Raw genomic sequence first — 25,052 nt, 5'->3', positions numbered from 1 at the left:
CCACCACGTTCTCACCACCAAAACACCACACCAAAAACACTCTTTTTCTAAAACACCCTCAAAAAATACCAGCAAAAACAACAAACCCCGGAGCGAACCATGCTCGCTCCGGGGTTTTGTTGTTTTTCTAAACTAAGGTTTAAGTTTTGTAAAAAGATTGAGCTTCGTCAGATCGTTGAAGATGACGAACGCAAAGAACGCCAGCAGGCAAACAAACGCAACCTGGTACACGCGCTCCTTGATCTGCTGATTTACATCCCGCCGCATGATCGTTTCAATCAGCAAAAACAGGATCATGCCGCCGTCGAGAATCGGAATCGGCAGCAGGTTGAAGATCCCCAGATTCAACGAGATGTAGCTCATCAAGCCAATCAAAGGCATCCAGCCCGGCATCTGCGCCGCCTGATGAATCTGCTGCCCAATCCCAATCGGACTCTGCAAACTCTTAACCGAAACCTGCCGGGTAAACAGCCGTTTCAGAACCTCAACGATAAGAAGAGAGCCTTTTTTGTTGAACTCCCACGACGCAACCATTGCCTTACCCAGCGGCAGCCTCTCTACTTTGACGGGAGGCTGCACAGCCACAAAACCTAGCCGGTAGTCCTTTTCCTTAGGTCCACCGGGAGTCTCTGCTAGCTCCGGAGTGACCTGAATTGGTAAAGTCTGCGTCGTGCCATCAGGCGCAGTGCGTTGAATCAAAAGGGCCGCGGGCTTACCAGCCTGATTCTGAAGATAGGACAACAGTGCAGGAACCGAGTGCAACTGAAGCCCGTCGATGCTGAGGATCTTGTCGTGTGGCTTGAGTCCAGCTCGGGCTGCGGGCATGTTGGGCTCAAGAGAGTCGACCTGAACGGGCGTCGTCTGCATCTTCGGAATCAGGCCAAGGTTGTCGAGAGAAAAGTCGTCGGGTGCGCCCTTGTTTTCAACGAAGAGTTTGGTGTCGGTGCGCTGGCCGTTGCGGATGAAGGAGAACGGCACGGTCTGGTTAAGATTCAGAAGGGAGCGTATTCCGACCTGGTCCCAAGTGGGGTTTTCGATGGAATCATAGTGGACGATAGTGTCGCCGCTACCGATGCCGGTCCTGCTTGCGGGCGTGTTCGGGGTGATGTAATCGGTGTGGGCAGGCCCGTCGATGAACTCCTGCACCTCGTTGTGGAGCATGGAGACGCCGGTCATGAGGCCGAGGGCGAGGATGAAGTTTGCGATCGGGCCTGCGAGTGCGACCAGGATGCGCTGCCAGCGGGGATGGGCGTTGAAGTCGCCGGGATCGGTTGTGCGAGGCTCGTCCGTCTCAATGGTCTGGAAGGACATTTCGCCGGCCATCTTGACGTAGCCGCCGAGGGGAACGGCGGCGATCTGGTATTCGGTGTCGCCGCGGCGGAAGCCGAAGAGGCGCTTGCCGAAGCCGATGGAAAAGACCTCGACGCGGATACCGCAGAGCTTGGCGACCGCGAAGTGGCCGAACTCGTGGACCAGAACCATGATGCCGAGGACGATGAGAAGCTGGATGATTGTTGCCATGAAGTTCGGGAGGACCTCGTTACTTGGTTGGCTGCAGGCTACCGTTGGGCGCCGGTGAGTTGGCGGGCAATCACTTCGCGCGCAGAGGCACGCGCGGCAAGATCTGCATCAAGCACATCGAGGATAGACGCCGGAGATTGACCGGAAGTTAGCTGCAGCACAGCCTCTATTGTACGCGGGATGCCAAGGAAGGGGATACGTCCTTCGAGGAATGCGGCTACGGCGATCTCGTCGGCGGCGTTGAGGGCGATGCAGGCGTTGCCACCGGTTTCGGCTGCTTCGTAGGCGAGTCGGAGACAGGGGAATCGATTGAGATCGGGCTGGGAGAAGTCCAGCTGCGAGAGTGTGGTGAGGTCGAAGGTGAGGGCCTCTTTTTCAGTCACGGCGACGCGCTCTGGATAAGCGAGGGCGTAGAGGATGGGGAGGCGCATGTCGGTGACGGAGATCTGGGCGAGGATGCTGCCGTCGACGAACTCGACGAGGGAGTGGACTGTGGATTGAGGGTGGATGGTGGTGCGGACCCGGCTGGCAGGGAGGTTGAAGAGGCGGCAGGCTTCGATGACCTCGAAGCCTTTGTTCATCATGGTGGCGGAGTCGATGGTGATGCGCTGGCCCATGACCCAGGTGGGATGCTTGAGGGCCTGCTGCGGGGTGATGTTCTCGAACTCGGCGAGGGGAGTGTTGCGGAAGGGGCCACCCGATGCTGTGAGCCAGATCTGCTTCACTTCGGCTGCGGTGCCGCCGCGCATGCACTGGTGAACGGCGTTGTGCTCGGAGTCGATGGGGAGGAGGGCTACGTTGTGTTGCTTTGCCGCGGCGATGATGAGCTCGCCTGCGGCTACGAGGCACTCCTTGTTGGCGAGGCCGATGGTCTTGCCGGCGCAGACTGCGGCATAGGTGGCTTCGAGGCCGGCTACGCCTACGATGGCCGACACTACGAAGTTGACCTCAGGCAGCGTGGCGACATGGATGGTGCCTTTGCTGCCATGGACGACTTCGATGTTGGTGATGCCTTCGGCTTTAAGGCGAGTCAGCAGAGCGGCTGCGAGGGCTTCGGTGGCGAGAGAGATGACTCTGGGCCGCCAGCGTAGGCACTGGGCGAAGGCATCGTCGATGTTGGTGCCAGCGGCGAGGGAGACGACCTGGTAACGGTCGGGGAAGGATTCGCAGATGGAGAGAGTGCTGTGGCCGATCGAGCCGGTCGAGCCGAGGATTGCTAGCTTTTTCACGAGGCCTCGGCCTCGGGGTCTATGGGGTGCTTTGGATTCTCAAGGTGGCTGGCGGCGCGCAGCGTGGCTGGCCTGCCGAAGGGGTCTCCCCCCCTATTACCTGCGCGTAAGTCTTTTCCTTGCATAGATATGGGGGTCGCGTTGTCTCGTAAATATTTCATATACAAAGGGTTACTTGCAAATATGTCCAGTCAAAGGAGTTACGTCGCATCCTTGGTAAACGTCGGGGTTTACTTCAGAACTACTTCAAGTATAGCCGGTTGAGGGAAACTAATACGCCATGCGAATTCCCTTGATTGAGGCGGGTTTGAGCTGTTTCTGGGCTTGACAAGATTTGGCCGCGAGGGCTTCCGGGGAATTTGTGCGATTTGGGTGAGAAAGGGGTGGACGGTCGGTATGGGTGGGTCCGACCTCTTCGGGATCCTTCGCTGCGCTCAGGATGACAGCAAAGGCGATGATTCGACGGCAGAGGCGACTGCACAGGCTGAGGATTCGATGGCACAGTCGATTGATTTGACTGCACAGGCTAATGATTCGATGGCAGAGGCTGATGATTTGATGGCGCGGGCTGATGCGAGGCGAGAGCGGGCACGGCAGTTGAGAGATCGCGGGTTTCTTCGACTCTTATTTCTGGTCGGCTATGTTCTGGTGTGGGGTTAGGATTTGCCAGCCGTGTTGGGCAGCGAGGTCTTTGAAGTCAGGGTTTTGCTGGATGATGAGGGCTAGTTTTTTGGTTCGGGTCCAGCCTTTTATTTCTTTTTCTCGGGCTATGGCTGATCGGATGTCGCCGAAACGCTCGTGCAGGAGAAGACGGTTGCAGTGATATTTGCTGGCGAAGGTGGACTTGATTCCGTTTTTGTGTTCGAAGAGGCGCTGGTCGAATCTGCTGGTAACGCCGGTGTAGAGGGTTCCGGTGCGGCTGCCGAGGATATAGACGTGGCCTTCTGGCATGGTTGTTTTGTGGGGAAAAACGGGTTGTTTTCGCAGAAAGGGTGGAACGGTATGGGTGGGTATGAGTGTGTCGGGATCCTTCGCTGCGCTCAGGATGACAGCAAAGGCGGACAACGGCAAGTGCAAAGGCGAACAATGGCAAGTGCAAAGGGCGGACACAGGTGCAAAGGGCGGACACGGAAAGTGCAAAGGGCGGACACGGAAAGTGCAAAGGCGGACACGGAAAGTGCAAAGGCGGACAACGGCAAGTGCGAGAACGTTTGGAGTGCCGTTAGAAGCGGCCGAGGCCGAAGTAGTCCTTGAGGAGAAGGACGTACCAGAGGACTGGGGCGGCGAGGAGGAGAGCGTCGATGCGGTCGAGGATGCCGCCGTGGCCGGGAAGCATGGTGCCGGAGTCCTTGACGCCTGCGCCGCGTTTGATGGCGGACTCGAGAAGGTCTCCTAGCTGGGCGGCGATGTTGAGGATCGCGGCGAGCAGGAGGGATTGCCAGAGTGGCTCGGAGATGTGAAGCAGGGTGTTGCCGTGGGCGGTGAGGGTGTCGGCGATGGCGATGACGATGCTGGCGGCGATCACGCTGCCGACGATAGAGGCGATAGAGCCCGCCCAGGTTTTGCCAGGGCTGAGACGGGGGGCGAGCTTGCGTTTGCCGAAGGCGCGGCCGATGTAAAGGGCTGCTATATCGCCGGCCCAGACACAGACCATGAGGAAGAGGACGAGCGCGGGACCATCCTCCTGTTTCCAGAGGAGGGGGACCAGCGTGAGGGGGTAGGCAATGTAGATGAGGCCGAAGAGGCCCTGGGCGGTGTCGGGCAGGACCTGGATGAGCGGGGCTCGAAAGCCGTTCCAGGCGAAGAGAATCAGGGTGAGTCCGCTGAGGACGGGAAGCTGGGACTCGACGGGAACGTTGGGGAGGGTGACGACGAAGGCGAGAGCGGTTCCGAGGGTCATCCACCAGATGGGGATGCGGAGTTTGGCTCCGTGTGCTTCTGCACCGACGGAGGCCAGCTTGAGGTATTCATAGGCTGCGAGTTCTGCAACGATGGCGCTGAAGAGTGTGATCATCCACAGCTGTCCGAAGAAGATGAGGGCGAAGACGGCGAGGATGAGAACCGTGGCGGTGAGGACGCGTTTCATGAAGTCCTGAACAGGATATATCGGGTCATAAAAGATCATTTTATTTTATATCTTGACTTATCAAGATATATCTTAGTACTATCCATTCATGAGAAACTTACACGAACACTTACACGAGCACTACAGAGGTTGCCATGGCACAGAAGAAGGGCGTGGTGAGAGACACAGGGACGATCAACGGGGCGGATTTGGCGACTTTGGCGGGCGGCACGGCTTTCGCGGAGGACGCGGAGGGCCGATGCGGTTTTTTGGGGCAGGCGATCTTCGTTATGTGATTTTGCAGCAGATTGCGGAGAAGCCGAGCCATGGATACGAGATCATCAAGTCGATCCAGGAGCGGCTGGGCGGGATGTATGCACCGAGTCCGGGGGTGGTGTATCCGATGCTGACGATGCTGGAGGAGATGGGACACGCGACCGTGGTCTCCGAGGGCGCGCGCAAGCTTTATACGATCACGGAGGAGGGGTCGAAGTCACTGGCTGAGAATAAAGCGGTGGTGGATGCGATCTTCGCGAGGATGGACCATGCTCGCAGCGAGCAGGGGAGTGGTCGTTCTCCTCAGATTGAACGCGCGGTGGAGAACTTCCGGATGGCGCTGCGGATGAAGAAGGGTCCGCTGACGACGGAACAGATTCACGTGATTACGGACATCATTGACGCTGCTGCAAAGCAGATTGAGAGGGCTTGAGATGAACTCTTACCGTTACAAGATCACGGTGGAGGCGCTGACTGGAGCGAAGGGAGAGCCGGTGGAGGGACGGACACTGTCGTTCGAGACTGCGAACCACGACGATATTCTGGGGATCGTGGAGCGAATGCAGACTCGGTTGCCATTCGATAACGACACGGTCGCGTCGCTGGGAGTTGGTTTGAAGCTGTTCTCCGAGGTGGCGCTGATGCAGCGCAACGACCCGATGTTTGCAGCGATTCGTCCGGCGCTGGGGGAGTTTGTGCGTGGATTGAAGCAGCGGCCGGAGACCGTTGGTTCTGACGGTCCGGGCAGGTTGCTTTAGGCTAGCGGCGGGTGAAGGGATGCGGAGCGGGGCGTCCTGCCGGACGGGCCCGCTGCGCGGTGCGGGCGTTCACACGCCTTTTTACTGCTTCGCGTGGTCCTCCCGTTGGTCGGGGAAGAAGTTGATTCCGACCAACGGGAGGACCTGCGTCGATAACCTGCCGAGACAAGGTATACACGTCACGAAGTGACCGCCCTCCGCGTAGGAGGCCCCGTCCGGCAGGACTATTGTTAGCTTGTTAGCGGCGGGTGAGGACGGCATCGGGCTTTGCTTCTGCTTTAGCCTCGACTTTGTCATCCGATTTGGGGATGAGGTGGTCCTTGATCTCTGCGGCTACTTCTTCCGCGGGCTCAAGGTTGTTGAGATCCTCATCGGTGAAGCTTTCGCCGAGGCCACCGAAGCGGCGCTCGCGATGCTGGTAGGCGTTGATGGCCTCGAGCAGGTGTAGGCCGTTGAAGTCGGGCCAGAGGCGGTCGGTGACGAAGATTTCAGAGTAGGCGATCTGCCAGAGCAGGAAGTTGGAGATGCGCTGCTCGCCTGATGTGCGGATGACGAGGTCGGGGTCGGGCATGTGCGCGGTGTAGAGGGCGCGGGCGATGGTGGGCTCGTCGAGAGACTCGAGGGCGCCGGCGCCGAGGAGGTCATCGACGGAGCAGCCGCGGGTGTGGGCTTCGGTGGTGAGGTCGGTGAGAATGGTGCGGACGGCGTCAACGATCTCGGAGCGGGCGCCGTAGTTGAGAGCGAGGGTGAGGGTGGTGCCGGTGTTCTTTGCGGTAGACTCCGAGGCCCACTGCATGGTGTCCTGGACTTCCTGCGGCAGGTCGTGGGTGCGACCGATGTAGGCCATGCGGACGTTGTTATCGTTCATGCGCTTTACGTTGCCGACGAGGTAGCTTTTGAGCAGCTTCATGAGGAAGCTGACTTCGGATTTGGGGCGGCGCAGGTTGTTTTCGAGCGAGAAGGCGTAGAGGGTGAGCCAGGGCAGGTTGATACGCGAGGCAGTTTCTACAACGAACTGGACGGATTCGGCGCCCTTCTGGTGGCCGAGGAAGCGCTTGAGGGAACGTTTTCCGGCCCAACGGCCGTTGCCGTCCATGATGATGGCGACGTGTTGCGGAATTTTGGCTGGATCCAGCTCTCGGTATACGCTCTGCTCTTCGGCAGAGAGCTCATGGCTGCGATTGGGGACGCGGCTGGAGTTCGGTAGGGGTGTTGATGCGCGCAAAGCGACCTCGCAGATATTGACGCTAGCACACCGCTGGAGGGCGCGCAACGAAGGACGTCGGTTTTGCAGAGCCGGAACAGCGCGAGTGGTTGGGGGGACCCGCAGATGGAATTTTTCGCCGAGGTCGCGAGCCAGCGCATCTTCGGATTGCAGAGGGTTTAGCGAGCGTCTGAGGCTAGAGATTCGTAGTGAGTACAAAGAGAACGGGCTGAAGAGAAGATCGAGCGGAGAGGAGAGCATCACCACAGTGGTGTTGCTCTCCCTGGAGGTTTTAACTATGCACGAGCTGCGGTTCAGGCAGTACGGCGGCGTCCTGCAGCCAACTCGCGAACATGGTTGAGGAAGATGGAACGTTGCAGATCGTCGAGCTGCGATGTGTACATGGCGATCTCGGCGAGGAAGGGGTCGGTCATGAGGACCGCGGTCTCGTCGCGATGGCGGGTGTTGGAGTCGCGCAGCAGGGCGGAGATGTCGACCTGGAGAGCGCGAGCGAGGCGATCGAGAGAAGACAGGGTCGGCATGGCTTTGCCATTCTCGATCTTAGAGATGTAGGTGCGAGGCACTCCCATGCGAGCTGCGAGCTGACGCTGCGAGAGATTACGCACATGGCGCAGGTCTCGAACAGCGCGGGCTACCTGCAGTCCGCCTTCTTGAGTTGATGGTGGGGGAACCAGCGCCAGTGGTGCTGGAGCGGGTTCGGGCTCTTCGACCTCGAGGCATTTGTGGCAGCGACGGCACAGCGCATTGGCTGTCCGAAACTGCACCAAACTGCAGTGGTCGCAACGTAGTACCTCACGTTGTTCGACAGGTGCCATCATGGTTGCCATAAGTTTTGTTGTAGCGAAGGGACCCAGAGCAAGGACCCAGCACATGTCCGATAACGGAACATATGATGTGCCTAGATTGACACTGGCTCTTGGGGGAGTCAACAAAAAAACCGCAGACAAATCCACAAAAACCTAAAAAAACAGGAAAGGAACCAAAGTGGTAACTTGCTTGCTGCTTCGGAAGGCGGTAGGCGGCCGCGTTAGATTTGGAGAGGAGGAGTTTTTGAATGAGCGATGGTTTCGGGCGAGTGCAGGCGCTGGCGTTGTTGGAAGAATGGACCAAGGGCGAGAGTCTGCGGAAGCATGGGTTGGCAGTCTCGGTTTGTACGGAGTCCTATGGCGTGATGGAGGCTTCGCGGTTGGGGCTCGAGGGGGAGGAGGCTTCGTCGTTTGTCGAGAGATATGCGAGCGCGGGGCTGCTGCACGATATGGACTATGAACGGCATCCTTCGCTGGAGGAACATCCGTTTGTCGGGGTGAGGCGTTTGCGGGAGCTGGGCTGGCCGGAGGAAGTGCTGCGTGCGATCCTGGCGCACGCGGACTACTCGGGAACGCCGCGGGAGTCGCATCTCGATAAGGCGCTGTTTGCGTGTGATGAGCTCGCTGGATTTCTGACGGCTTGCGCGCTGGTGAAACCTTCGAAGTCGATTCATGAGGTCGAGGTGGCGAGCGTCAAAAAGAAGATGAAGGATAAGGCGTTCGCGCGGGCGGTGAAGCGGGAGGATATTACCGATGGCGCGGTGCTGCTTGGGGTGAGCGTGGAGGAGCATGTGGGGAACTGTCTGCGGGCGATGCAGGCGCGGGCCGGAGAGCTGGGGCTGGAGGGTCAACTCTGATCGTGGCCAGTGTGATCCGTGCGTTAGTGGCAGCCGCGGAGGATGGCTAGCCAAAAGAGCGAGAGAAAAATGGAACCGATGATGCCGATGATTAGGATCGGTGGCCGGGTTGGGTTGGGTGTGGTGACGGAGCGATGGCTACGGCTGTTTTGCTCGGGATGGAGCGGGTTATAGGTGATGGAGATTTGCTCGTTCTGGGGGACAGCGATGGGGGATTGGAACTCGTCGGAGTAGAGGCGGCCGTGTGCGTAGTAGTCGAAGGAGATGCGGAACTTTTCGCGGTTCTGGAAGCCGAAGGCCAGGATGCTGAGGCCGGGAGACTGGTAGCGGCAGGTGGTGACGGTGGCTTCGGTGGCGATCCAGGGCTGCTCGGTCACAGCGTGTTAGATGCTATGCGCGGAATGCCGGCGGCGGCTAGGGCTTCATTGGTTTCTGCGACTGAGCCGGGCAGGTTGACGGGGCGGCTGGCGTCTTCGACGACGATGGTTTCGAAGCCGAGGGCGTGGCCGTCGAGGGCGGAGTAGCGGATGCAGAAGTCGTAGGCGAGGCCGCAGAGGAAGAGACGGGTGAGGTTGCGTTCGCGGAGGTAGCCGGCGAGGCCGGTGGGTGTGGTGTGGTCGTTTTCGAGGAAGGCAGAGTAGCTGTCGATGTGGCGGCGGAAGCCTTTGCGGAGGATGAGCTCGGCGTGGGGGATGTGGAGGGCGGGATGGAAGGCTGCGCCTTCGGTGTGTTGCAGGACGTGTTCGGGCCAGAGTGTCTGCGGGCCGTAGGGGGCTTTGATGATCTCGTAGGGCTGGGCGTTCGCATGAGTTGCGGCGTGGGTGGTGGCGAAGGAGATGTGTTGGGTGGGGTGCCAGTCCTGAGTGAGGATGACGTGGTCGAACTTTTTTGCGAGGGCGTTGATGAGGGGGACTATGGCGTTGCCGTCTGCGATGGCCAAGGTACCGCCGGGCATGAAGTCGTTTTGGAGGTCTATGACTAAGAGCGCGTCGGTGGGTTGGAGTTGCATGGTGACTTGATGGTAGTGCAACAGGTGAAGACTACGGTCGTCCTTCGGACGATGCCCACATCTCAAAATCGAGATATGGGGCACCCGGCGTCATTGGACATGAAATAAGTCTGACATTGCTGCCTGCGTTAATGCTTATGGTTTGAGGTTTGTGGTGTCCTGGATGGTGCCGATTTTTATATCGGAGCTTTTGCAGTTCTTGTCGAGGCAGAAGCCCGTGATCCAGACTTCGCCGTCGCCGAGCATGACGCCCTGGGAGTTGACGAAGAGAGCGTCATATTTCTGTTTGAGGATGACGTCGGAGATGTCGTGGGTGATGATGCGGTCGTAATCCTTGATGAAGGCCTTGGGGGATTTGATGGTTATGGGACGCTTGCCGGGGTTGACCTTGATGGGGTAGTGAACGAGGGCGGCGACGGCGGCGGGGTTGTGCTTAGCGACGGCTTGCTGGAGGTTGAAGAGGAGCTGCTGAACTTTGACGTGGCTTCCGACGGAGAGATCGATGGATTTGTCGAGGTCGGCGGTAGGGGTTTGAGCGATGCCGCGGGCAGGCAGGAGAAGCACGCTGGAGATCAGGATCAACTGTGCGAGTTTAGTGCGGAGGTTCATTCCGTATCTCCAAGGAAGTTCTCTGAAATAGCTCTGGATTCAGTTCGAAGATAGGGTACACGTGTTCGGACGAGACGGTGAACCTAATGTGCGGCTAAGATGCTAGGCTGGCGAGCTTTTGTGAATGGCCGGTCAGCGGAGGAGTCGAAGTTGGAGAGTGTGTTGGGGTCGAAGCTGGATGTGAAGGCGGCGCGGTTTGGAGCGAATCGTGCAGCGTTGCAGGTATTGATGGCGGCTTTGCGGGTTTCGGAGGACGAGATTCGGCTGGGTGGCGGGGCGAAGGCGGCGGAGGCGCAGAGGGCCAAGGGGCGGCTGACGGTGCGGGAGCGGCTGGCGCTGTTGCTGGATGAGGGCAGCGAGTTTCTGGAGTTGGGGCTGTGGGCCGCGTATGAAATGTATGGCGAGTATGGTGGTGCTCCGGCGGCGGGTGTGGTGACAGGGCTGGGTCGGGTGAGTGGGCGGCTGTGCATGATCGTGGCAAATGATGCGACGGTGAAGGCAGGGGCGTTTTTTCCGATGACGGCGAAGAAGGTGCTGCGGGCGCAGACGATTGCGCTGGAGAACCGGATTCCGACTCTGTATCTGGTGGATTCGGCTGGGGTGTTTCTGCCGCTGCAGGAGGATGTGTTTCCGGATACGGATGATTTTGGCAGGGTGTTTCGCAATAATGCGGTGATGAGTTCGCTGGGGGTGCCGCAGATAACGGCGATTATGGGGATGTGCGTGGCGGGTGGCGCTTATCTGCCCGTGATGACGGATACGGTGTTGATGACGGAAGGATCGGGGTTGTTTCTGGCGGGGCCGTCGCTGGTGCAGGCGGCGATTGGGCAGAAGACGGACGCCGAGGAGCTGGGTGGGGCGGCGATGCATGCGGAGATCTCGGGCACCGTGGACTTCAAGGAGCCAAATGATCATCTGTGCCTGGCACGGTTACGTTCTCTGGTGGGGAAGATTGGTTCGCCTGCCAAGGCGCCGTTTAGTGTTGTTGCGTATGACGGGGGGAAGGACGCGCCGAAGTTTGCCGCGGAGGATTTGTATGGGTTGATCGATCCCGATCCAGCGAAGGCTGCGAGCAATGTGTATGACATGCGCGAGGTGATTGCGCGGATTGTGGATCGTAGCGAGTTCGATGAGTACAAGGCGGAGTTTGGGCGGACGGTGTTGTGTGGGTATGCGCGGATTGGCGGGCGGGCCGTGGGGATTGTGGCGAATCAGAAGATGCACCAGTCGCAGACGGTTGCGGTGGGGCCGCAGGCGGGAGAGAAGCGAACGGAGTTCGGCGGGGTGATCTATACGGAGAGTGCGCAGAAGGCGGCGCGGTTCATTATGGATTGCAATCAGAGTCTGGTGCCGCTGATCTTTCTGCATGATGTGAATGGGTTCATGGTGGGGAAGGATGCGGAGTGGAGTGGGATTATTCGTGCTGGGGCGAAGATGGTGAGTGCGGTGAGTACGAGCGTCGTACCGAAGATTACGGTGATTGTGGGTGGGAGCTTTGGGGCGGGGCACTATGCGATGTGCGGGAAGGCTTATGATCCGCGGTTTTTGTTTGCGTGGCCTACGGCTCGGTATGCGGTGATGAGCGGGGCTTCGGCGGCGAATACGCTGGCAGAAGTGAGGGCGAAGCAGATGGAGCGTGGGGGGCAGGTGCTGTCGGATGCGGAGAAGAAGGCGCTGTATGACGAGATCAAGTCGTCGTATGATGCGCAGGCCGATCCGAGGTATGGGGCGGCGCGGCTTTGGATCGATGCGATTATTGACCCGGTGAAGACGCGGGAGGTTTTGACGACGGCGTTGGAGGCGGCTAGTTTGAACCCTGACGTGGCTAGGTTTAATCCGGGGGTTTTGCAGACGTGATCTCCAAAGGAGTGGAAGTCTTGTCGGATTACGGGTGGTTGGCCGTGATTCTCTGGGCCGTTCCTGGATCGGTCTTAGTGGGCTTGGTCCTAATTGGTTTTTGGGGATTGGGTTTCGCTGGGACGGCGATGCCCTCCGGACTCTATTGGCTGAGCTGGCTTTCCGTATTGTTGTTTCTCACGTACTTATTTGTGACTGTGCGCGTCGGCGTGGTCTTCATACGGCAGAGGATTAATAAAGATGTCTGATCACGTGAAAATCATTGAGTGTCCGCGGGATGCTTGGCAGGGGCTGCCGAAGAATATGCCGGCGGAGGTGAAGGCGGATTATCTGCGGGTGTTGATTGCGGCGGGGTTCAAGCATATCGATGCGGTGAGCTTTGTTTCGCGGTCGGCGGTGCCGCAGATGGCGGACTCGGAGCTGGTGCTGGAGTATCTGGATCCGCCGGATGATGTGGAGATTATTGGCATCGTCGTGAATGCGAAGGGTGCGGAGCGAGCGGTGAAGACGGGTAGCGTGCAGACGCTGGGATTTCCCTATTCGGTGTCGCCTACGTTTTTGCAGAGGAACCAAGGGCAGACGCCGGAGGAGGCGCTGGAAGAGCTGGAGAAGGTGGGCACGCTGGCGTACAAGGCTGGGATGGATGTGGTGGCGTATATCTCGATGGCGTTTGGGAATCCTTATGGCGAGGCCTGGGACATCGATGAGGTGGTGGCGGCTTGCGATCTGCTGGCCGATAGCGGGGTGACACAGATCTCGCTGGCGGATACGGTGGGGCTGGCGACGCCGAAGCAGGTGAGCGATCTGGTGGCGGATGTTCTGGCGGTGCATGAGGGGATTGAGATTGGGGTGCATCTGCATGCGCGGCCGGATCAGGCTGCGGAGAAGATTCGCGCGGCGTACGAGGCTGGGTGCAGGCGGTTCGATGCGGCGATTGGCGGCCTGGGTGGATGCCCGTTTGCGCAGGATGCGCTGGTGGGGAATGTCGCGACCGAGGTGCTGCTGGCGGAGTTGAAGGGGCTGGGGGCGGAGTTGGAGCCGCTGCGGCCGTTGGATGGGTTGCTGGCGGCGAGTGCGGAGATCTCTCGGAAATATGGTGAGAGAGTGCAGTAAGAGCAGCGAGTCAGCTGATCAGCGAGCTAGCTGGGCTGGCGGAGGACAGAGTTAGGAGGCTTTTTGTGAGTTATGTAACGATTTTAGTTACGGATGTGGATGGAGTTCGGATGATTACGTTGAATCGTCCGGAACGGCGCAATGCGATGACGCCGGAGATGCAACAGGAGTTGATTCGGGCGATGGAAGAGGCTGCTGCGAGCGATTGTAGTGTGGTGGTGTTCGCGGGTGCGGGTGAGGCGTTTTGTGCCGGGTTGGATTTGAGCGCGCTGCAGGGGATGAATGACAAGTCTGCTGCGGAACACACCGCGGACGCGGAGCGGATTGCGCGGCTGTTTCGAACATTATATGAGCTGCCGAAGCCTACGATTGCGGCGGTGCACGGAGCTGCGATTGCGGGTGGGACCGGGCTGGCGACGATGTGCGACTTTACACTGGCGGTGCCGGGTGCGAAGTTCGGGTACACGGAGGTGAAGATCGGATTTGTGCCGGCGGTCGTGTCGGCTTTTCTTGTGTTGCAGATTGGGGAGAAGCCGGCTCGGGACCTGTTGCTGACGGGGCGGATCTTTACCAGCGAAGAGGCGCAGCGTTTGGGGTTGGTGAATGAGGTTGTCGACGCGGAGAAGCTGACGGCTCGGACGCTGGAGCTGGTGGGGATGTTGCGGGCTAACAGTCCGGAGGCGATGGCGGCAACGAAGCGGTTGCTGAGGGCGCAGAATAAGCCGTGGTTGGATGCGGCGATTGCAGAGGCACTGGCGGCGAATGCGGAGGCCAGAGGGACGCATGATTTTCGCGAGGGCGTGGCGGCGTTTCTGGAGAAGAGGAAGCCAGTTTGGGGAAGGGGCTTGTAGTTGCGGGGACGCGTAGCTGGAACGACTCGGATGCAGATCGATCAGGATCGTGGTTCCGATTAGGTAGACTGTCTGGATGACTGAAGTTGTCGCAGAGAAGCGTGTTGGGGAGGCCCGGATACGGGTGCGGTATGCCGAGACCGACCAGATGGGCGTGGTATATCACTCGAACTACCTGATCTGGTTTGAGGTGGGCCGGGTAGAGTTGATCCGCAATATGGGGTTGGACTACAAGCGAATGGAGGTGGAAGAGGGCTGCGGGATTGCGGTGGTGGAGGTGCATGTGCGATACCGTGCGCCGGCCAGGTATGACGATGAGCTAATGGTCGAGACGAGGTTGATGGCCGCGCGCGGGGCGGTGATTAAATTTCGCTACAAGGTGTTGCGGATTGCCGATGGCGCGTTGCTGTGCGAGGGCGAGACGGTGCATGTTGTGGTGGGCAAGAATATGAAGAAGATGTGCTTGCCGCCAAAGTATGCGGAACGTTTTGCGGCTTATCTGGCGTCACACGCATCCCATGAGTAAGTGGTTTGCAGTCAGATCTGTGATGAGGTGAGTTTGGATGAGTACTGACAAAAAGGTTGCGCTGATTACGGGTGGAAATAAGGGAATTGGTCTGGAGACGGCTCGGCAGCTTGGGAAGCTCGGGATTACTGTGCTGATTGGCGTTCGCGATGTGGCCAAGGGCGAAGCTGCGGTGGCCGAGCTGAAGAAGGACGGTGTGGAAGCTCGGGCGGTGAAGCTTGATGTGGATAATCCCGCGGACTATGCGGCGGTGGCGAAGTTGATCGAGAAGGATTATGGCGTGCTCGATATCCTGGTCAATAATGCCGGAATCTTTCTGGATGGGCGGAAGGGAAATGCGACCTCCACGACCTCAAAAGAAATTTTGCAGAAGACGTTCAATACGAACTTCTTTGCGGTGGTGGGTCTGACTCAGGCGCTGCTGCCTCTTTTGAAGAAGAGTCTGGGTGGGCGGATTGTGAATCTTTCGAGCATCCTGGGCTCGAATACGTTGCACGCTACGCCGGGGTCGTTTATCTACGATGCGAAGACGTTCGCTTATGACGCTTCGAAGGCGGCGCTCAATTCGTTTTCGATTCACCTTGCGCATGAGTTGAAGGATACAAAGATCAAGGTGAACTCGGCGCACCCCGGGTGGGTGAAGACGGATATGGGCGGCGAGGGCGCGCAGCTCGATATCGTGACTGGGGCGAAGACCTCGGTGGAATTGGCTACGCTGCAGGATAGTGGGCCGAATGGTGAGTTTCTTCACCTTGGTAAGGCGCTGCCCTGGTAGTTGATTTGTCCTGCCGGACGGGTGCCCTGCGCGGGCGGCGGTCACTTCGTGACTTGTATACCCCTTCGGTTGGCGCTCCCGTTGGTCACGAGGAATGATCATTCCGACCAACGGGAGGCCTGCAGAAGTTCATCCTGCCGAGACCGGTATAAGTGCCACGAAGTGACCGCGCGCCGCGCAGGCGGCTCGTCCGGCAGGACATTAGTTTTCAAAGAGCAAAGGTTCGCGGTTTTACGTTTTCACGGATGAAGGTGATGGTGGTTTCAAGCGCCGTTCCCGGTCCGAAGATGGCCGAGACGCCGTTTTCTTTTAATTTCGGCTGATCCTCGTCGGGGATGGTGCCTCCCAGGACGAGGAGGATGTCTTCGGCTTTCTGTTCGCGGAGCAGGGCGGTGATGCGGGGGACGATGACGTTGTGAGCGCCGGAGAGGATGGAGAGGCCGATGCAGTCGACGTCCTCCTGGATGGCGGCGGAGACGATCATCTCGGGGGTCTGGCGGAGGCCGGTGTAGATGACCTCCATGCCGGCGTCGCGGAGGGCGCGGGCGATGATTTTTGCGCCGCGGTCGTGGCCGTCGAGGCCGGGTTTTGCGACTAGAACGCGGATTGGAGGCGTATTAGGCATTGAGGAGCGAGTATATCTGGCGGGTGGCACCGTGGGGTACCCCTCCCCCCTTCCCCTTCCGAAGGTGGAACCGTGGCGTCTTGATGCGTTTGTTGACAAAGGGATTTCGAGCGCACGTCGACTTACTGGGATTGGCTAATCTCCCTTCACTTGTGCGCGGTGGGTGCTTCGAATAAAACGAGGTTGTCGCGATAATCGATGTGCATGACGAGTTGTTGGAGAGTGGGGTAGCCGAGGAAGCCGTGAACTCCGTCGAATCGTGACAGGTTGATCGAGTCCATCCCGGTGACGGGAAGCCGAAGGCCGGCGAAGTCTGCGGTGAAGCTGCCGGCTTCTTTCAGTTTGCTTACTCCGGAGACACCGCGGATAAAGGTCATGGAGTCCTTTGTTTGGGTCATTTGTTTTGCGAAATCAGTGTCGATCAAGTTGGTGAACGAGCCGGTGTCGACAATAAAGAGCGTCGGCTTGCTGCTGTTGATGACGACGGGCATGATGAGTTGATGACCCCGGCGGTAGATGCTTGTCCAATTCTGCATGGATGGCGCTTTGAAGCGGTCGAAGCTGGTGAGATCATTTGCCGGATCACCACCGAGTGCGTCTAGTGGTGCGGTGGGAGCGGAGGAAAGTTGGGGCAACGGCTCAAGGCGGATCTCGTGTTTTACGTAGTCGAGAGTGACGAGGTAACGAGAGAAGATGTCGGTGCCGACGAGGCCGTCGCTCGTATCGAGGGCCTGGCCGATGTGGCCGCCGCCCAAGACGCTGAAGTTTTCCAGAGCACCGACGTTGCAGTTTTTGAACTCGATGCCTCCGATACGAACTGACGCGGCGGTGAATTGGTCGATGGCGTTGGACCCCTGATCACCGAAGCCCCAGACGCGGGAGGAGCTCACCTTTTGCAGACCCATTCCGGCGAATACGCTGTGCGCAAGGAGAAATCCGCTGGCGCCGGTGTCGATCTGGAGGGTGCGCTTGTGTCCGTTGAAGGCGATTTCAAGACCGTAGTGGTCGATACCGATGGCACCGTAGACGGGCGTCATCGGTATTCGCAGGGGGCCGGTTGCAGACGATAGTTCGCAACGGTTTTTGAGTTCCGAGTCTTCCTGTGCGAGCTGTCTGGTCAGTGTAGCCCGACGTTTGTCGTCGATCGATTTGGCGTCGTGGACAAAATTTGCAAGTTCGGTCGCGGACTGTTCGTCGTTCAGGGAGTTGATCCACGCGAAGCGGATGTTCTCATTATTAGGGCTGAGCTGATGGGCGAGTGCAAGGTGTTTTTGGGCGGTGGCGTGATAACCGGCGAGCGATTCGTACTTAGCTAGTCCCTCGTAGGCGGCGGGGAGACAGGGGTCGAGCTTGAGCGCCTTGAGCATAAGCGCATAGGATTCCAGCCAGTCTCCTTCAGCGTGGCGGAGTTCGCCTGCAGTGACGATCGCAACAGGATCTGTTGGTTCGGCGAGCGTCCATGCATCGGTTTTTTTCCTGGCTTCGTCGAGTTTGCCCTGACCTATCAGGCTGTCAATCTCAAGCTGCCGACTACGGCTATTTTTGGGGTCGGCCTTGTATTCGGCCGCGGCGAGGTCGGCCGATTTTTTATAGTCTTCACGATAAAACGCCAACTCGGTTGGGGTGGGGACAACTTTATCGATTTGGCAGGAAGAACTTTTGGCAGAGGGAGTCGTTTGTGCAAAGCCGGTTGAAGTGAGGATGGCTAAGACGAAGAGGGATAACCAGGAGGTAGGCAAGAGCGCGGCGGCCGAGTCTTTCATGTTTATGCTGAATATAGTCAAGAAAAGAGATTCCTTCCATCCTAAGTCCAGATGGATTAGGGATGAAGATATATCGTTTGTGGGATTTCCTAAAGAGCCGGTCTCTGCAAAGAAATCAGAGGTCGTCGGCGGTGCCGATGGGCATGCCGGGTGGGGCTTCGATCGGCTTGGCTGGGATGAACTTGGCGGGGTCGCGGTTGAAGTCGTTGATGCGGTCGATGAGGGCGGCGCGGTGGATGGCTTCGGCGGTGTCGGGGAGGGGGGCGGCGGTGGTCCACTGCTTGAGGAGGTCGTTGAGGTGAGAGCGGGCGATGGCTCGGGCCTGCGTGGAGGCTTGCGGGTTGACGGCGAGAGAGAGCATGGCTTCGAGGGCGCGGAACTCTACGGCTCGCTCTACTTCGGAGGACATGGTGTGGCCGCCTTCGGGTCGCTCGGCGGTGGTTTTGGAGATGGCTTCGAGGACGCCGCGGAGGGAGGGGGCGCCGGCGAGGCGCATGTGGTACTGGACGAGGCGCGAGGCGCGGGCGGGGTTGAGGAGGACGTTGAGGGTGAGGTCGGCGGCTGACTCGGCGGTGGCGACGGGGTCGAAGGTGAGGCCGGTCTCGGAGGGGAAGGATTCGCGGGTGCGGGGGAGACCGGGAGGGCGTGGGGGGAGGATCTTGAGGAGAGATTCGGGGAGGGTGAGGGTTTCGGGGGAGAGGGTTTTGAGGACGGCGGTAAGGGCTTTCTTCTGTTCGGCGGAGGGGACGATCTCGGGGGCGGGTTGGTTGTCGCCGCGGAGGTTGTAGCGGTAGTCGAGGCCGCCTATTTCTTTGATGGCGGCTTCGGTCTGGTAGCGGTGGAGGAGGTAGAGGGGGACGAGAGTGTCTTCAAGCTGCGCCATAGGAGTGCCGGTAGTGATGGCGTCTTCGTTGAAGCGTGCGAGGGCGGCGGTGCGGATGGTGAGGATGCGGTCCAGTTCATCGGCGGGGTTGGTGCCGTTGTCCCAGAGATGGGCGTGGGGGTGTGCTTCGCCGAGGGGGCGCGCGTCTTCGTCGGTGATGTAGAGGAGGCCGGTCTTTTCGCTGGCTTCGAGGATGGCGTTGAGGGCTGCGGGGTCTTCGGTGGGTTTGCCTGCGGCGTCGAATTCGCGGTAGCCGTAGTCGATGGCTACCTTGTCCCAGATGCCTATGTTCACGCCGTAGGTTTGGGCGAGGGTGGGGATGCCTTCTTTGTTCAGCATGATGTAGGGATGGGGGTAGTCCATGACGGAGACGGACTCTTCGGGGGTGTGGGGGAAGGAGCTGGCGGCGAAGTTGTGGGCGAGACCTAGGGTGTGGCCGGTCTCGTGCGCGGCTAGCTGGCGGGTGCGGGCCAGGGCCATTTGGAGCATCGGATCGGTTTCGGGATTCTTTTGAGGATTTGCGGTTGTGCGATTCCACGTCCCAAGTGGGGCACCCGGAATCGGTGTAAATCCGGGACCTCGTTCGAATTCCCTGTAGGGGCTGAGGAGGGCTTCGGCGATGAGGTAGTCCTGGCGGCTGCGGAGGGAGCCGAGGGTTACGTTGCCCTTAATGATCTCGCCGGTGCGCGGGTCGACGACAGCGGAGCCGTAGCTCCAGCCGCGGGTGTAGCGGTGGACCCACTGGATGATGTTGTAGCGGATGTCCATGGGGTCGGCGTCGGCGGGGAGGATGTCGACGCGGAAGGTGCCCTTGGCCCAGCCTGCGGCCTGGAAGGCTTGATCCCACCAACGTGCGCCTTCGAGGAGCGCGGTGCGGATGGGTTCAGCGGCGCCGCGGTCGACGTAGTACTGGATGGGGGTTACGGCTTCGCAGGCGTGGGTGCAGGCGGGATCTTTTTTGAGGAGGCGGTGGCGGATGATGAAGTCCTGATCGAGCGGTGCGCCTAACGGAGCGGCGTAATCGCGATAGCTGGTGGGGAAGTAGCCGGCGCGGGGATCGAAGCGGCGGGGCGTGAAGCCGGGGCCGGGGAGTTCGATGAAGGACTGGTGCTCGCGGAGGGTGAGGGCGTGGGGGTCAGGGGTGACGTTGGCGACGAACTCTCCTTTCGAGGGGTCGTCGGTGGTGAAGGTGAGGATGGATTCTACTTCGGTGTTTTTGGGGAAGGCTTTGGTGGCGTCGAGGGCAATGGTGGAGCGGGTGGGGTCGAGCTTGTAGGTGCCTTGCTTGGTGGTGGTGAGGGTCTCGGCTACACCGTGGGCGTCGCGGAGGTAGAAGTCGGTTGCGTCGATGAGGACTGCGCCGTTGGGGTCTTCGGCCTCGACTTTGAAGCCGTAGAGGATGGACTCTGGGAAGGACTGGCGGACGGCTAGCTGCTCGAGCGGGTCGGTGGAGGTGGAGCGGAAGTGCTGGTTGGGTTCTACGAGGAGAAGCTTGGGGCCGGTGCGCTCGAAGTGGAGGATCCGGCCTTCGGAGATCTGGCCGCGGTCGAGGCCGAGGTCGTTGGAGCCGGTGCCGTAGGGGAGGGAGTGGGTGTAGAGGAGGTCGGGGCTGTGGCCGTTGGCGTCGAGGTGGGGGATCTCGAGATAGAGCTTGCCGGCTTTGGCGTCCCAGTCGAGCGGGAGGTAGCCGTCGAGGTGCTTCATGCCGGTGGTTTTGGCAGCGATGGTTTGCGCGGAGATTGTAACCGGAAGCGTGGCATATAGCGTTGGGGAGATGGCGAGGAGGGCCAGGGTCATGCGTTTGGGCATGGTTTTGTTTTACACCAGAGGGGCAAGACAAGAGCAACGGCAAAGACAAATGCGGGGTCTTGACGGATACCGTAGAATGCATCGGTTCGCTGCAACTGAGAGATGTGGCCGCAATCCACTGCGCGGTTCACGATGAGACTGTGACTGCTTCGGTCGAAATGACGATTACATTTCTTGAGGAAGGAGGTCAGGACCTGCGGGCGGTCTGCCAGGCTTTGGCGTACTGCCAGCTGGTGTAGGTGGAGTGGTAGAGGTGGAGCAGGAGGCCTTCGCGGCCATCGAGGAAGCCGAGGCGGAGAAGATAGTTTCGGAAGAAGGTGAGGAGGGGGAGGACGAGGACGTTGTGAAGGAGGGCAAGGCGTGAGTAGCTGGTGTGGCCCTTTTCGATGACGGTCTGCGCACCGAGGGTGCTGTAGCGGTTGAGGCTTTCGATGTAGCTCTCGAGGGTTGGGTAGGCGTGGTGGACGATGTCGTGTTTGAGGGTCTCGGTGACGCCATCGAGTGCGATGGTCTCGTGGACGGGACGGTCGGTGAAGCGGGCGGGAGGAGCGAAGTTGGCGGAGTGGCGGCGGAAGAGGCGGAGGTGGGGATCGGGATAGAAGCCGCCGTGGCGGATCCAGCGGCCGAGGAAGAGATTGCGACGACGGAGGAGGTAGGCGTCGGCGGAGGGAGAGGCGGCGAGGAGAGCGCTGATCTCGGCCTGCAGCTCGGGGGTGAGGGCTTCGTCGGCGTCGAGGGAGAGGATCCAGGTGCCGGTGCAACGCTCGATGGCGAAGTTTTTCTGGGCGGCGAAGCCCTGCCAGGGTTCGAGGAAGAGTTTGGCCTTGAAGGATGCGGCGATCTCGAGGGTGCGGTCGGTAGAGCCGGAGTCCACAACGACGATCTCGTCGGCGAATTGGACGCTAGCGAGGGTACGGGCCAGGTTGGCCTCTTCGTTGAGCGTAATGATCGCTACGGACAGCTTCGGCGTCATGATGGCTATCCCATCCTCCCTGGTCTGGGAGCGAAACTCGTTAGTTGTTTTGTATGCCAGTTGGCCGGATGGCCGCGTAGGGTTTTAGCTTAATACGGTTTGCGCTTTGAAGTTCATTTTTTTGTTGCGGGTGGGCACCGCTTTCCGTTTAAGGAAAACGGGATCGTGTGGCGTGGAGGCTGAGCACTCGCCTGTGCCGCGAACGATGAGGCTGTTCGCGGCTTCGATTGTTGAGGTTGGATAGGTGAAGGCAGGGGTGTTGTTGGTGGTCAGGGGAGGGTGATGGCGGGGTCTTTGAGGTGCTCGCGGAGGAGGCGCTGGGTGAGGGTCTTGAGATCTTCTCCGGTCTTGGTGAAGGTGAAGGTACTGGTGGCTTCCGCCCAGTCGAGCTTGTAGCTGGTGGCCTGGGCCGAGATCCAGACCTGGCGGATGGGGGTGTTGGGAGTGATGACGAACTTGCTGGAGCCGTTCTCGAAGATGATGTTCATGACGCCGTTGTTGTCTTCGAACTCGAAGCCCGCATCGTCGTCCTCGGCGGAGATGAGGGACTGTTTGAGGGATTCGAGGGCGCGGTCGGATTCGCGGCGGAAGGTGGCTTCGTCGATCATGACGTTAGTTTACCCGGTGTACTCTTCTTGGGCTGTTTCGGCGATGGCCTGGGCCGGGACTGTGCGGTAGGCGAGAAGGTGGCCTGCGGCTACCGCAGCGACGCATAAGACCACGGACAGAACAACATTCGCGAGGGCTCTGCCCCACGCGCCGGATCGCATCAGGTCGAAGGTCTGGAGGCTGAAGGAGGAGAAGGTGGTGAAGCCTCCGCAGATGCCGACCATGACGAAGAGGCGGAGATTCTCGGAGCCGGGATAGCGGCCACTTTGCAGGGTGAGCGTTCCGAAGTAGCCGATGATGAACGACCCGAGAACGTTGATGAGAATGGTGCCGAAGGGAAATCCGACGCTGTAGGTGAGAGTGAGGCGCGTGATGGCGTAACGCAGTAAGCCGCCCAACGCACTGCCGATTGTGACCCAGAGATATGACATCGTCTGCCTCGTTGTTCCTCAAATTAAGAAGATCGAATTGGCAGAGGTCATCAGCCGGATCTTTACGGCGGTTTTGGGAGACCTCATTCCCATGAACTTATCGTAACAGTAAAGGGATGGCTGCTTTTGTAGGTCAATTTCAAAAAGGCGGCCGTCCTATGCTGCGGGCGGCCGTGAGGAAGGACATCTGGCGAGTACCGCACTGCGACGGCGGCACGCGGCTCGGTAGGAGCAGAAGGTGGCTGCTCACTGCAGGTCTGTTCCCCTGAATGGTAGGTAGAACGGGAGGGCGAATTGTCAGGAGAAAGTCAGGTTCAGATCATTTGATTGCACTATTGATTCAGTCGATCTGCATCGTTTTCGTAAAATGGGTTGATGAAAAAGAGTATTTCCCCGATTTACATCACGAGCCTGATCGCGGGCGCCTTTTTCATGGAGAACTTAGACGGCACGATCATCGCTACTGCGCTGCCCCAGATGGCACGCAGTTTCCATGTCGGCGCGGTCAATTTGAACATTGGCATGACCGCATATCTGCTTACGCTTGCGGTCTTCATCCCGATCAGTGGATGGGTTGCCGACCGTTTCGGTTCGCGTTCCGTCTTCGCGTGTGCGATAGGTGTCTTCACGCTGGCTTCGCTGTTGTGCGGTGCAGCTGGGACGCTTACGCAATTTACCTTTATGCGGGTTCTGCAGGGTATTGGCGGCGCGATGATGGTGCCGGTGGGTCGACTTATTGTTCTTCGGACTACACCCAAGGAGAAGCTGACCCAGGCAATCGCTTACATCACGTGGCCTGGTTTAACGGCGCTGGTTATTGGCCCTCCGCTCGGAGGCTTCATTACAACGTATGCGAGCTGGCACTGGATCTTCTTTCTCAATCTCCCTGTCGGAGTCCTGGCTCTGGTGCTCACGCTGCTTTGGATCGAAAATGTTCGAACCTATGAAAGACATCCTTTCGACTGGACGACGTTTCTGTTGGGAGGCTTCGCATCGACCGGGGCTGTGTACGCGATGGAGAAGCTGGGAGGAGACGGCGACAGCTGGCAGGTGCCAAGTGCCATTCTTGCTCTGAGTGCGCTCAGCGGAGTTGCGGCGATCGTCTTAGCAAGACGCAAGCCGGCGACCGCGTTGGTGGACTTCGAATCGTTGAAGCTCAAGACGTACTCGCTCTCGGTCTATGGAGCAAGCGCATTTCGAATTGCGGTTGCGGTGCTCCCATTTCTTCTGCCACTGATGTTTCAGATTGCCTTTGGACTGAACGCGTTTAGATCTGGCCTTTATCTGCTTGCGCTCTTCGGGGGCGATCTGAGCATGAAGGTATTTGTGATCCAGGCGCTGCGCCGGTTCGGCTTCCGCAACATTCTGCTGGTCAATGGAGTGATTACGGCGGCATCGATGGCACTCTGTGCGACGTTGAACCCTTCTACGCCAACTCTCGTGATTCTCGCGATTTTGTTCTTTCACGGAGCTTGTCGATCGATGGAGTTCACCTGCATGACTACGCTCGCCTACACGGAGATCCCTCCTAACAGGATGAGCCGCGCGAATGGATTCCTGAGCGCGATTATGCAGCTGAGCATGGGGATGGGCGTGGCCGTGGGTGCGATTACGCTGCGTCTGGTTGCGCACGCGCACGGTCACTCTGCCGCGGTGCCGCAACTACGCGACTTCCACATGGCAATACTCTTTATCGCTGTTCTGGCGCTTGGGCCGGTCTTCGATAGCCTTGGACTACCACACGATGCGGGAGTCGCCACGAGCGGTCATCGCCAGGAGAGTCTCGAGGTAACTCCGGTTTAGCGAGAGCGCGCTGGAGCGTTGAGGGCGTGCTGATGGTCGTATGTGCGATGACGCCTGTGGCGGGATGACGAGCAAGATCAAAAAGGCCCCTCGTTGTGAGGAGCCTGTTGATGAAAGGATCAGATGCTGCTGTGTGAAGTTAGAAGGGGATGTCGTCGTCGGTGATGCCTACGTCGGCGTAGTCGGGCTGGCTGGAGGGGGTGCGCTGGTCGTAGCTGGCGGTGTTGGACTTGGAGTAGCCGCCGGTGGAGGCGCCTTCGCCACCGGATTTGCCGCCGAGTAAGGTGAGTTCATTGCAGAGGATCTCGGTCTTGTACTTTTTTTCGCCGCTGGTCTTGTCATCCCAGGAGCGAGTCTGGATCTTGCCTTCAATGAGGATCTGCGAGCCTTTTTTGACGTAGTCGCGCACAACCTCTGCGGTGCGCTGGAAGCAGACGATGTTATGCCATTCGGTCTTGTCGGCCCAGTTACCCTGGGCGTCTTTCTGGCGGTCTGCGGTGGCGAGAGAGAAGCTTGCGACGGTCATGCCGCCGGCGGTGGAACGGATCTCGGGGTCTTTGCCGACGTTGCCGAGGAGGAAGACTTTATTGACGCCTTTTGCCATGTGAAGAACTCCGGTGTTTTTTACGAAAGTGAGGTGGCTGCCCAGGTTGGTGCTTGTCGCTGCTTCAGGTACGTC

The 25,052-nt window shown here is 59.2% G+C and carries 27 protein-coding genes and 1 riboswitch; of the genes, 11 read left to right on the top strand and 16 right to left on the bottom strand.

Going from position 1 to position 25,052, the window contains the following annotated elements; translation table 11 throughout:
* Positions 1 to 132: 132 nt before the first annotated feature.
* Both rseP and HDF12_RS15975 read right to left on the bottom strand, forming a co-directional pair.
* Positions 133 to 1,521, bottom strand: coding sequence for an RIP metalloprotease RseP (gene rseP / locus HDF12_RS15980; RefSeq protein WP_179584962.1), 1,389 nt, complete (start codon positions 1,519 to 1,521; stop codon positions 133 to 135).
* A gap of 38 nt (positions 1,522 to 1,559) precedes the next feature.
* Entirely contained in the window at positions 1,560 to 2,750 is a 1,191-nt protein-coding gene (locus HDF12_RS15975) for a 1-deoxy-D-xylulose-5-phosphate reductoisomerase (protein ID WP_179584960.1), read from the bottom strand.
* A gap of 396 nt (positions 2,751 to 3,146) precedes the next feature.
* Here HDF12_RS15975 and HDF12_RS15970 point away from each other — a divergent pair, with 396 nt between their 5' ends.
* Entirely contained in the window at positions 3,147 to 3,410 is a 264-nt protein-coding gene (locus tag HDF12_RS15970) for a hypothetical protein (protein ID WP_179584958.1), read from the top strand.
* On the opposite strand, the gene HDF12_RS15965 is transcribed toward HDF12_RS15970, so the two are convergent.
* Together HDF12_RS15965 and HDF12_RS15960 are read right to left on the bottom strand one after the other, a co-directional pair.
* On the bottom strand, positions 3,375 to 3,701 hold the full coding sequence (locus HDF12_RS15965) for a GIY-YIG nuclease family protein (RefSeq protein ID WP_179584956.1): 327 nt from the start codon (positions 3,699 to 3,701) through the stop codon (positions 3,375 to 3,377). The genes HDF12_RS15970 and HDF12_RS15965 overlap by 36 nt on opposite strands.
* 271 nt (positions 3,702 to 3,972) lie before the next feature.
* Positions 3,973 to 4,875, bottom strand: coding sequence for a phosphatidate cytidylyltransferase (locus HDF12_RS15960; protein ID WP_306458032.1), 903 nt, complete (start codon positions 4,873 to 4,875; stop codon positions 3,973 to 3,975).
* A 95-nt stretch (positions 4,876 to 4,970) separates the two neighbouring features.
* Here HDF12_RS15960 and HDF12_RS22035 point away from each other — a divergent pair, with 95 nt between their 5' ends.
* Genes HDF12_RS22035 through HDF12_RS15950 form a run of 3 tightly spaced genes read left to right on the top strand, consistent with a single transcriptional unit; the run spans position 4,971 to position 5,849 of the window.
* Positions 4,971 to 5,111 carry a hypothetical protein gene (locus HDF12_RS22035; protein WP_218892483.1) on the top strand — a complete coding sequence of 47 codons (141 nt, stop codon included), beginning with the start codon at positions 4,971 to 4,973 and terminating at the stop codon, positions 5,109 to 5,111.
* The gene (locus HDF12_RS15955; RefSeq protein ID WP_218892482.1) at positions 5,075 to 5,524 is read left to right on the top strand and encodes a PadR family transcriptional regulator; all 450 of its coding nucleotides are present in this window, start codon (positions 5,075 to 5,077) and stop codon (positions 5,522 to 5,524) included. Before HDF12_RS22035 ends, HDF12_RS15955 begins: the two co-directional genes overlap by 37 nt.
* Position 5,525: 1 nt before the next feature.
* Positions 5,526 to 5,849 carry a DUF3861 domain-containing protein gene (locus tag HDF12_RS15950; RefSeq protein WP_179584952.1) on the top strand — a complete coding sequence of 108 codons (324 nt, stop codon included), beginning with the start codon at positions 5,526 to 5,528 and terminating at the stop codon, positions 5,847 to 5,849.
* A 238-nt stretch (positions 5,850 to 6,087) separates the two neighbouring features.
* Here HDF12_RS15950 and HDF12_RS15945 read toward each other — a convergent pair whose 3' ends face one another.
* Together HDF12_RS15945 and HDF12_RS15940 are read right to left on the bottom strand one after the other, a co-directional pair.
* Positions 6,088 to 7,074, bottom strand: a complete 987-nt coding sequence (locus HDF12_RS15945; RefSeq protein WP_179584950.1) for an isoprenyl transferase — start codon at positions 7,072 to 7,074, stop codon at positions 6,088 to 6,090.
* A gap of 293 nt (positions 7,075 to 7,367) precedes the next feature.
* On the bottom strand, positions 7,368 to 7,901 hold the full coding sequence (locus HDF12_RS15940) for a helix-turn-helix domain-containing protein (protein WP_179584948.1): 534 nt from the start codon (positions 7,899 to 7,901) through the stop codon (positions 7,368 to 7,370).
* Positions 7,902 to 8,128: 227 nt separating this feature from the next.
* Here HDF12_RS15940 and HDF12_RS15935 point away from each other — a divergent pair, with 227 nt between their 5' ends.
* Positions 8,129 to 8,737, top strand: coding sequence for an HD domain-containing protein (locus HDF12_RS15935; protein ID WP_179584946.1), 609 nt, complete (start codon positions 8,129 to 8,131; stop codon positions 8,735 to 8,737).
* A gap of 23 nt (positions 8,738 to 8,760) precedes the next feature.
* Here the strand turns inward: HDF12_RS15935 and HDF12_RS15930 are convergent, their stop codons facing one another.
* From HDF12_RS15930 to HDF12_RS15920, 3 genes are all read right to left on the bottom strand, one after another.
* On the bottom strand, positions 8,761 to 9,114 hold the full coding sequence (locus HDF12_RS15930; RefSeq protein ID WP_179584944.1) for a hypothetical protein: 354 nt from the start codon (positions 9,112 to 9,114) through the stop codon (positions 8,761 to 8,763).
* Positions 9,111 to 9,746: a bifunctional nicotinamidase/pyrazinamidase gene (pncA, locus tag HDF12_RS15925; protein ID WP_179584943.1), complete on the bottom strand. Its 636-nt coding sequence runs from the start codon at positions 9,744 to 9,746 to the stop codon at positions 9,111 to 9,113. The genes HDF12_RS15930 and pncA overlap by 4 nt, the downstream gene beginning before the upstream one ends.
* 135 nt (positions 9,747 to 9,881) lie before the next feature.
* Positions 9,882 to 10,355, bottom strand: a complete 474-nt coding sequence (locus HDF12_RS15920; RefSeq protein ID WP_179584942.1) for a hypothetical protein — start codon at positions 10,353 to 10,355, stop codon at positions 9,882 to 9,884.
* Positions 10,356 to 10,454: 99 nt separating this feature from the next.
* Here HDF12_RS15920 and HDF12_RS15915 point away from each other — a divergent pair, with 99 nt between their 5' ends.
* The 5 genes from HDF12_RS15915 to HDF12_RS15895 all read left to right on the top strand — a co-directional run bounded on the left by HDF12_RS15915 (position 10,455) and on the right by HDF12_RS15895 (position 15,477).
* The gene (locus HDF12_RS15915; RefSeq protein ID WP_179584941.1) at positions 10,455 to 12,212 is read left to right on the top strand and encodes an acyl-CoA carboxylase subunit beta; all 1,758 of its coding nucleotides are present in this window, start codon (positions 10,455 to 10,457) and stop codon (positions 12,210 to 12,212) included.
* 240 nt (positions 12,213 to 12,452) lie between these two features.
* On the top strand, positions 12,453 to 13,325 hold the full coding sequence (locus HDF12_RS15910; RefSeq protein ID WP_179584940.1) for a hydroxymethylglutaryl-CoA lyase: 873 nt from the start codon (positions 12,453 to 12,455) through the stop codon (positions 13,323 to 13,325).
* 65 nt (positions 13,326 to 13,390) lie between these two features.
* Positions 13,391 to 14,176, top strand: a complete 786-nt coding sequence (locus HDF12_RS15905) for an enoyl-CoA hydratase/isomerase family protein (RefSeq protein WP_373563942.1) — start codon at positions 13,391 to 13,393, stop codon at positions 14,174 to 14,176.
* Positions 14,177 to 14,252: 76 nt separating this feature from the next.
* Entirely contained in the window at positions 14,253 to 14,702 is a 450-nt protein-coding gene (locus HDF12_RS15900) for an acyl-CoA thioesterase (RefSeq protein WP_179584939.1), read from the top strand.
* 37 nt (positions 14,703 to 14,739) lie between these two features.
* Positions 14,740 to 15,477, top strand: a complete 738-nt coding sequence (locus HDF12_RS15895) for an SDR family oxidoreductase (RefSeq protein WP_179584938.1) — start codon at positions 14,740 to 14,742, stop codon at positions 15,475 to 15,477.
* A gap of 208 nt (positions 15,478 to 15,685) precedes the next feature.
* Here the strand turns inward: HDF12_RS15895 and HDF12_RS15890 are convergent, their stop codons facing one another.
* The 6 genes from HDF12_RS15890 to crcB all read right to left on the bottom strand — a co-directional run bounded on the left by HDF12_RS15890 (position 15,686) and on the right by crcB (position 22,570).
* Positions 15,686 to 16,102: a cobalamin B12-binding domain-containing protein gene (locus tag HDF12_RS15890; RefSeq protein ID WP_179584936.1), complete on the bottom strand. Its 417-nt coding sequence runs from the start codon at positions 16,100 to 16,102 to the stop codon at positions 15,686 to 15,688.
* A 146-nt stretch (positions 16,103 to 16,248) separates the two neighbouring features.
* Complete coding sequence (locus HDF12_RS15885) at positions 16,249 to 17,865, bottom strand: aspartyl protease family protein (RefSeq protein WP_179584934.1); 1,617 nt, start codon at positions 17,863 to 17,865, stop codon at positions 16,249 to 16,251.
* Between the two features lie 115 nt (positions 17,866 to 17,980).
* Positions 17,981 to 20,557 carry a zinc-dependent metalloprotease gene (locus HDF12_RS15880; RefSeq protein ID WP_179584932.1) on the bottom strand — a complete coding sequence of 859 codons (2,577 nt, stop codon included), beginning with the start codon at positions 20,555 to 20,557 and terminating at the stop codon, positions 17,981 to 17,983.
* A 187-nt stretch (positions 20,558 to 20,744) separates the two neighbouring features.
* A complete protein-coding gene (locus HDF12_RS15875) occupies positions 20,745 to 21,530 on the bottom strand; it encodes a glycosyltransferase family 2 protein (RefSeq protein ID WP_179584930.1) in 786 nt (261 codons plus the stop codon).
* 269 nt (positions 21,531 to 21,799) lie between these two features.
* The gene (gene cyaY / locus HDF12_RS15870; protein WP_179584928.1) at positions 21,800 to 22,138 is read right to left on the bottom strand and encodes an iron donor protein CyaY; all 339 of its coding nucleotides are present in this window, start codon (positions 22,136 to 22,138) and stop codon (positions 21,800 to 21,802) included.
* A gap of 9 nt (positions 22,139 to 22,147) precedes the next feature.
* On the bottom strand, positions 22,148 to 22,570 hold the full coding sequence (crcB, locus tag HDF12_RS15865; RefSeq protein WP_179584926.1) for a fluoride efflux transporter CrcB: 423 nt from the start codon (positions 22,568 to 22,570) through the stop codon (positions 22,148 to 22,150).
* Positions 22,571 to 22,604: 34 nt separating this feature from the next.
* Positions 22,605 to 22,670, bottom strand: a riboswitch (Fluoride riboswitch).
* 275 nt (positions 22,671 to 22,945) lie between these two features.
* Between crcB and HDF12_RS15860 the strand changes: the two genes are divergently transcribed.
* On the top strand, positions 22,946 to 24,373 hold the full coding sequence (locus tag HDF12_RS15860; protein WP_179584924.1) for an MFS transporter: 1,428 nt from the start codon (positions 22,946 to 22,948) through the stop codon (positions 24,371 to 24,373).
* A 139-nt stretch (positions 24,374 to 24,512) separates the two neighbouring features.
* Here the strand turns inward: HDF12_RS15860 and HDF12_RS15855 are convergent, their stop codons facing one another.
* Positions 24,513 to 24,977: a single-stranded DNA-binding protein gene (locus tag HDF12_RS15855; protein ID WP_179584923.1), complete on the bottom strand. Its 465-nt coding sequence runs from the start codon at positions 24,975 to 24,977 to the stop codon at positions 24,513 to 24,515.
* Positions 24,978 to 25,052 lie beyond the last annotated feature (75 nt).

The sequence above is a fragment of the Tunturiibacter gelidiferens genome, from assembly GCF_013410115.1.
GTDB classification, from domain to species: Bacteria; Acidobacteriota; Terriglobia; order Terriglobales; family Acidobacteriaceae; genus Edaphobacter; species Edaphobacter gelidiferens.
The sequence above is the reverse complement of the archived record's forward strand: the minus strand, read 5'-3'. Positions and strand labels throughout refer to the sequence as shown.

What these genes read in the sequence shown, in the direction of transcription:
- pncA (WP_179584943.1), bottom strand. Translation starts at nt 9,746, where the DNA reads ATGCAACTCCAACCCACCGACGCGCTCTTAGTCATAGACCTCCAAAAC.
- HDF12_RS15970 (WP_179584958.1), top strand. Translation starts at nt 3,147, where the DNA reads ATGGGTGGGTCCGACCTCTTCGGGATCCTTCGCTGCGCTCAGGATGAC.
- HDF12_RS15885 (WP_179584934.1), bottom strand. Translation starts at nt 17,865, where the DNA reads ATGAAAGACTCGGCCGCCGCGCTCTTGCCTACCTCCTGGTTATCCCTC.
- HDF12_RS15855 (WP_179584923.1), bottom strand. Translation starts at nt 24,977, where the DNA reads ATGGCAAAAGGCGTCAATAAAGTCTTCCTCCTCGGCAACGTCGGCAAA.
- HDF12_RS15965 (WP_179584956.1), bottom strand. Translation starts at nt 3,701, where the DNA reads ATGCCAGAAGGCCACGTCTATATCCTCGGCAGCCGCACCGGAACCCTC.
- HDF12_RS22035 (WP_218892483.1), top strand. Translation starts at nt 4,971, where the DNA reads ATGGCACAGAAGAAGGGCGTGGTGAGAGACACAGGGACGATCAACGGG.
- HDF12_RS15860 (WP_179584924.1), top strand. Translation starts at nt 22,946, where the DNA reads ATGAAAAAGAGTATTTCCCCGATTTACATCACGAGCCTGATCGCGGGC.
- HDF12_RS15920 (WP_179584942.1), bottom strand. Translation starts at nt 10,355, where the DNA reads ATGAACCTCCGCACTAAACTCGCACAGTTGATCCTGATCTCCAGCGTG.
- HDF12_RS15875 (WP_179584930.1), bottom strand. Translation starts at nt 21,530, where the DNA reads ATGACGCCGAAGCTGTCCGTAGCGATCATTACGCTCAACGAAGAGGCC.
- HDF12_RS15955 (WP_218892482.1), top strand. Translation starts at nt 5,075, where the DNA reads ATGCGGTTTTTTGGGGCAGGCGATCTTCGTTATGTGATTTTGCAGCAG.
- crcB (WP_179584926.1), bottom strand. Translation starts at nt 22,570, where the DNA reads ATGTCATATCTCTGGGTCACAATCGGCAGTGCGTTGGGCGGCTTACTG.
- rseP (WP_179584962.1), bottom strand. Translation starts at nt 1,521, where the DNA reads ATGGCAACAATCATCCAGCTTCTCATCGTCCTCGGCATCATGGTTCTG.
- HDF12_RS15915 (WP_179584941.1), top strand. Translation starts at nt 10,455, where the DNA reads ATGCTAGGCTGGCGAGCTTTTGTGAATGGCCGGTCAGCGGAGGAGTCG.
- HDF12_RS15900 (WP_179584939.1), top strand. Translation starts at nt 14,253, where the DNA reads ATGACTGAAGTTGTCGCAGAGAAGCGTGTTGGGGAGGCCCGGATACGG.
- HDF12_RS15895 (WP_179584938.1), top strand. Translation starts at nt 14,740, where the DNA reads ATGAGTACTGACAAAAAGGTTGCGCTGATTACGGGTGGAAATAAGGGA.
- HDF12_RS15935 (WP_179584946.1), top strand. Translation starts at nt 8,129, where the DNA reads ATGAGCGATGGTTTCGGGCGAGTGCAGGCGCTGGCGTTGTTGGAAGAA.
- HDF12_RS15890 (WP_179584936.1), bottom strand. Translation starts at nt 16,102, where the DNA reads ATGCCTAATACGCCTCCAATCCGCGTTCTAGTCGCAAAACCCGGCCTC.
- cyaY (WP_179584928.1), bottom strand. Translation starts at nt 22,138, where the DNA reads ATGATCGACGAAGCCACCTTCCGCCGCGAATCCGACCGCGCCCTCGAA.
- HDF12_RS15880 (WP_179584932.1), bottom strand. Translation starts at nt 20,557, where the DNA reads ATGCCCAAACGCATGACCCTGGCCCTCCTCGCCATCTCCCCAACGCTA.
- HDF12_RS15910 (WP_179584940.1), top strand. Translation starts at nt 12,453, where the DNA reads ATGTCTGATCACGTGAAAATCATTGAGTGTCCGCGGGATGCTTGGCAG.
- HDF12_RS15950 (WP_179584952.1), top strand. Translation starts at nt 5,526, where the DNA reads ATGAACTCTTACCGTTACAAGATCACGGTGGAGGCGCTGACTGGAGCG.
- HDF12_RS15940 (WP_179584948.1), bottom strand. Translation starts at nt 7,901, where the DNA reads ATGGCAACCATGATGGCACCTGTCGAACAACGTGAGGTACTACGTTGC.
- HDF12_RS15960 (WP_306458032.1), bottom strand. Translation starts at nt 4,875, where the DNA reads ATGATCTTTTATGACCCGATATATCCTGTTCAGGACTTCATGAAACGC.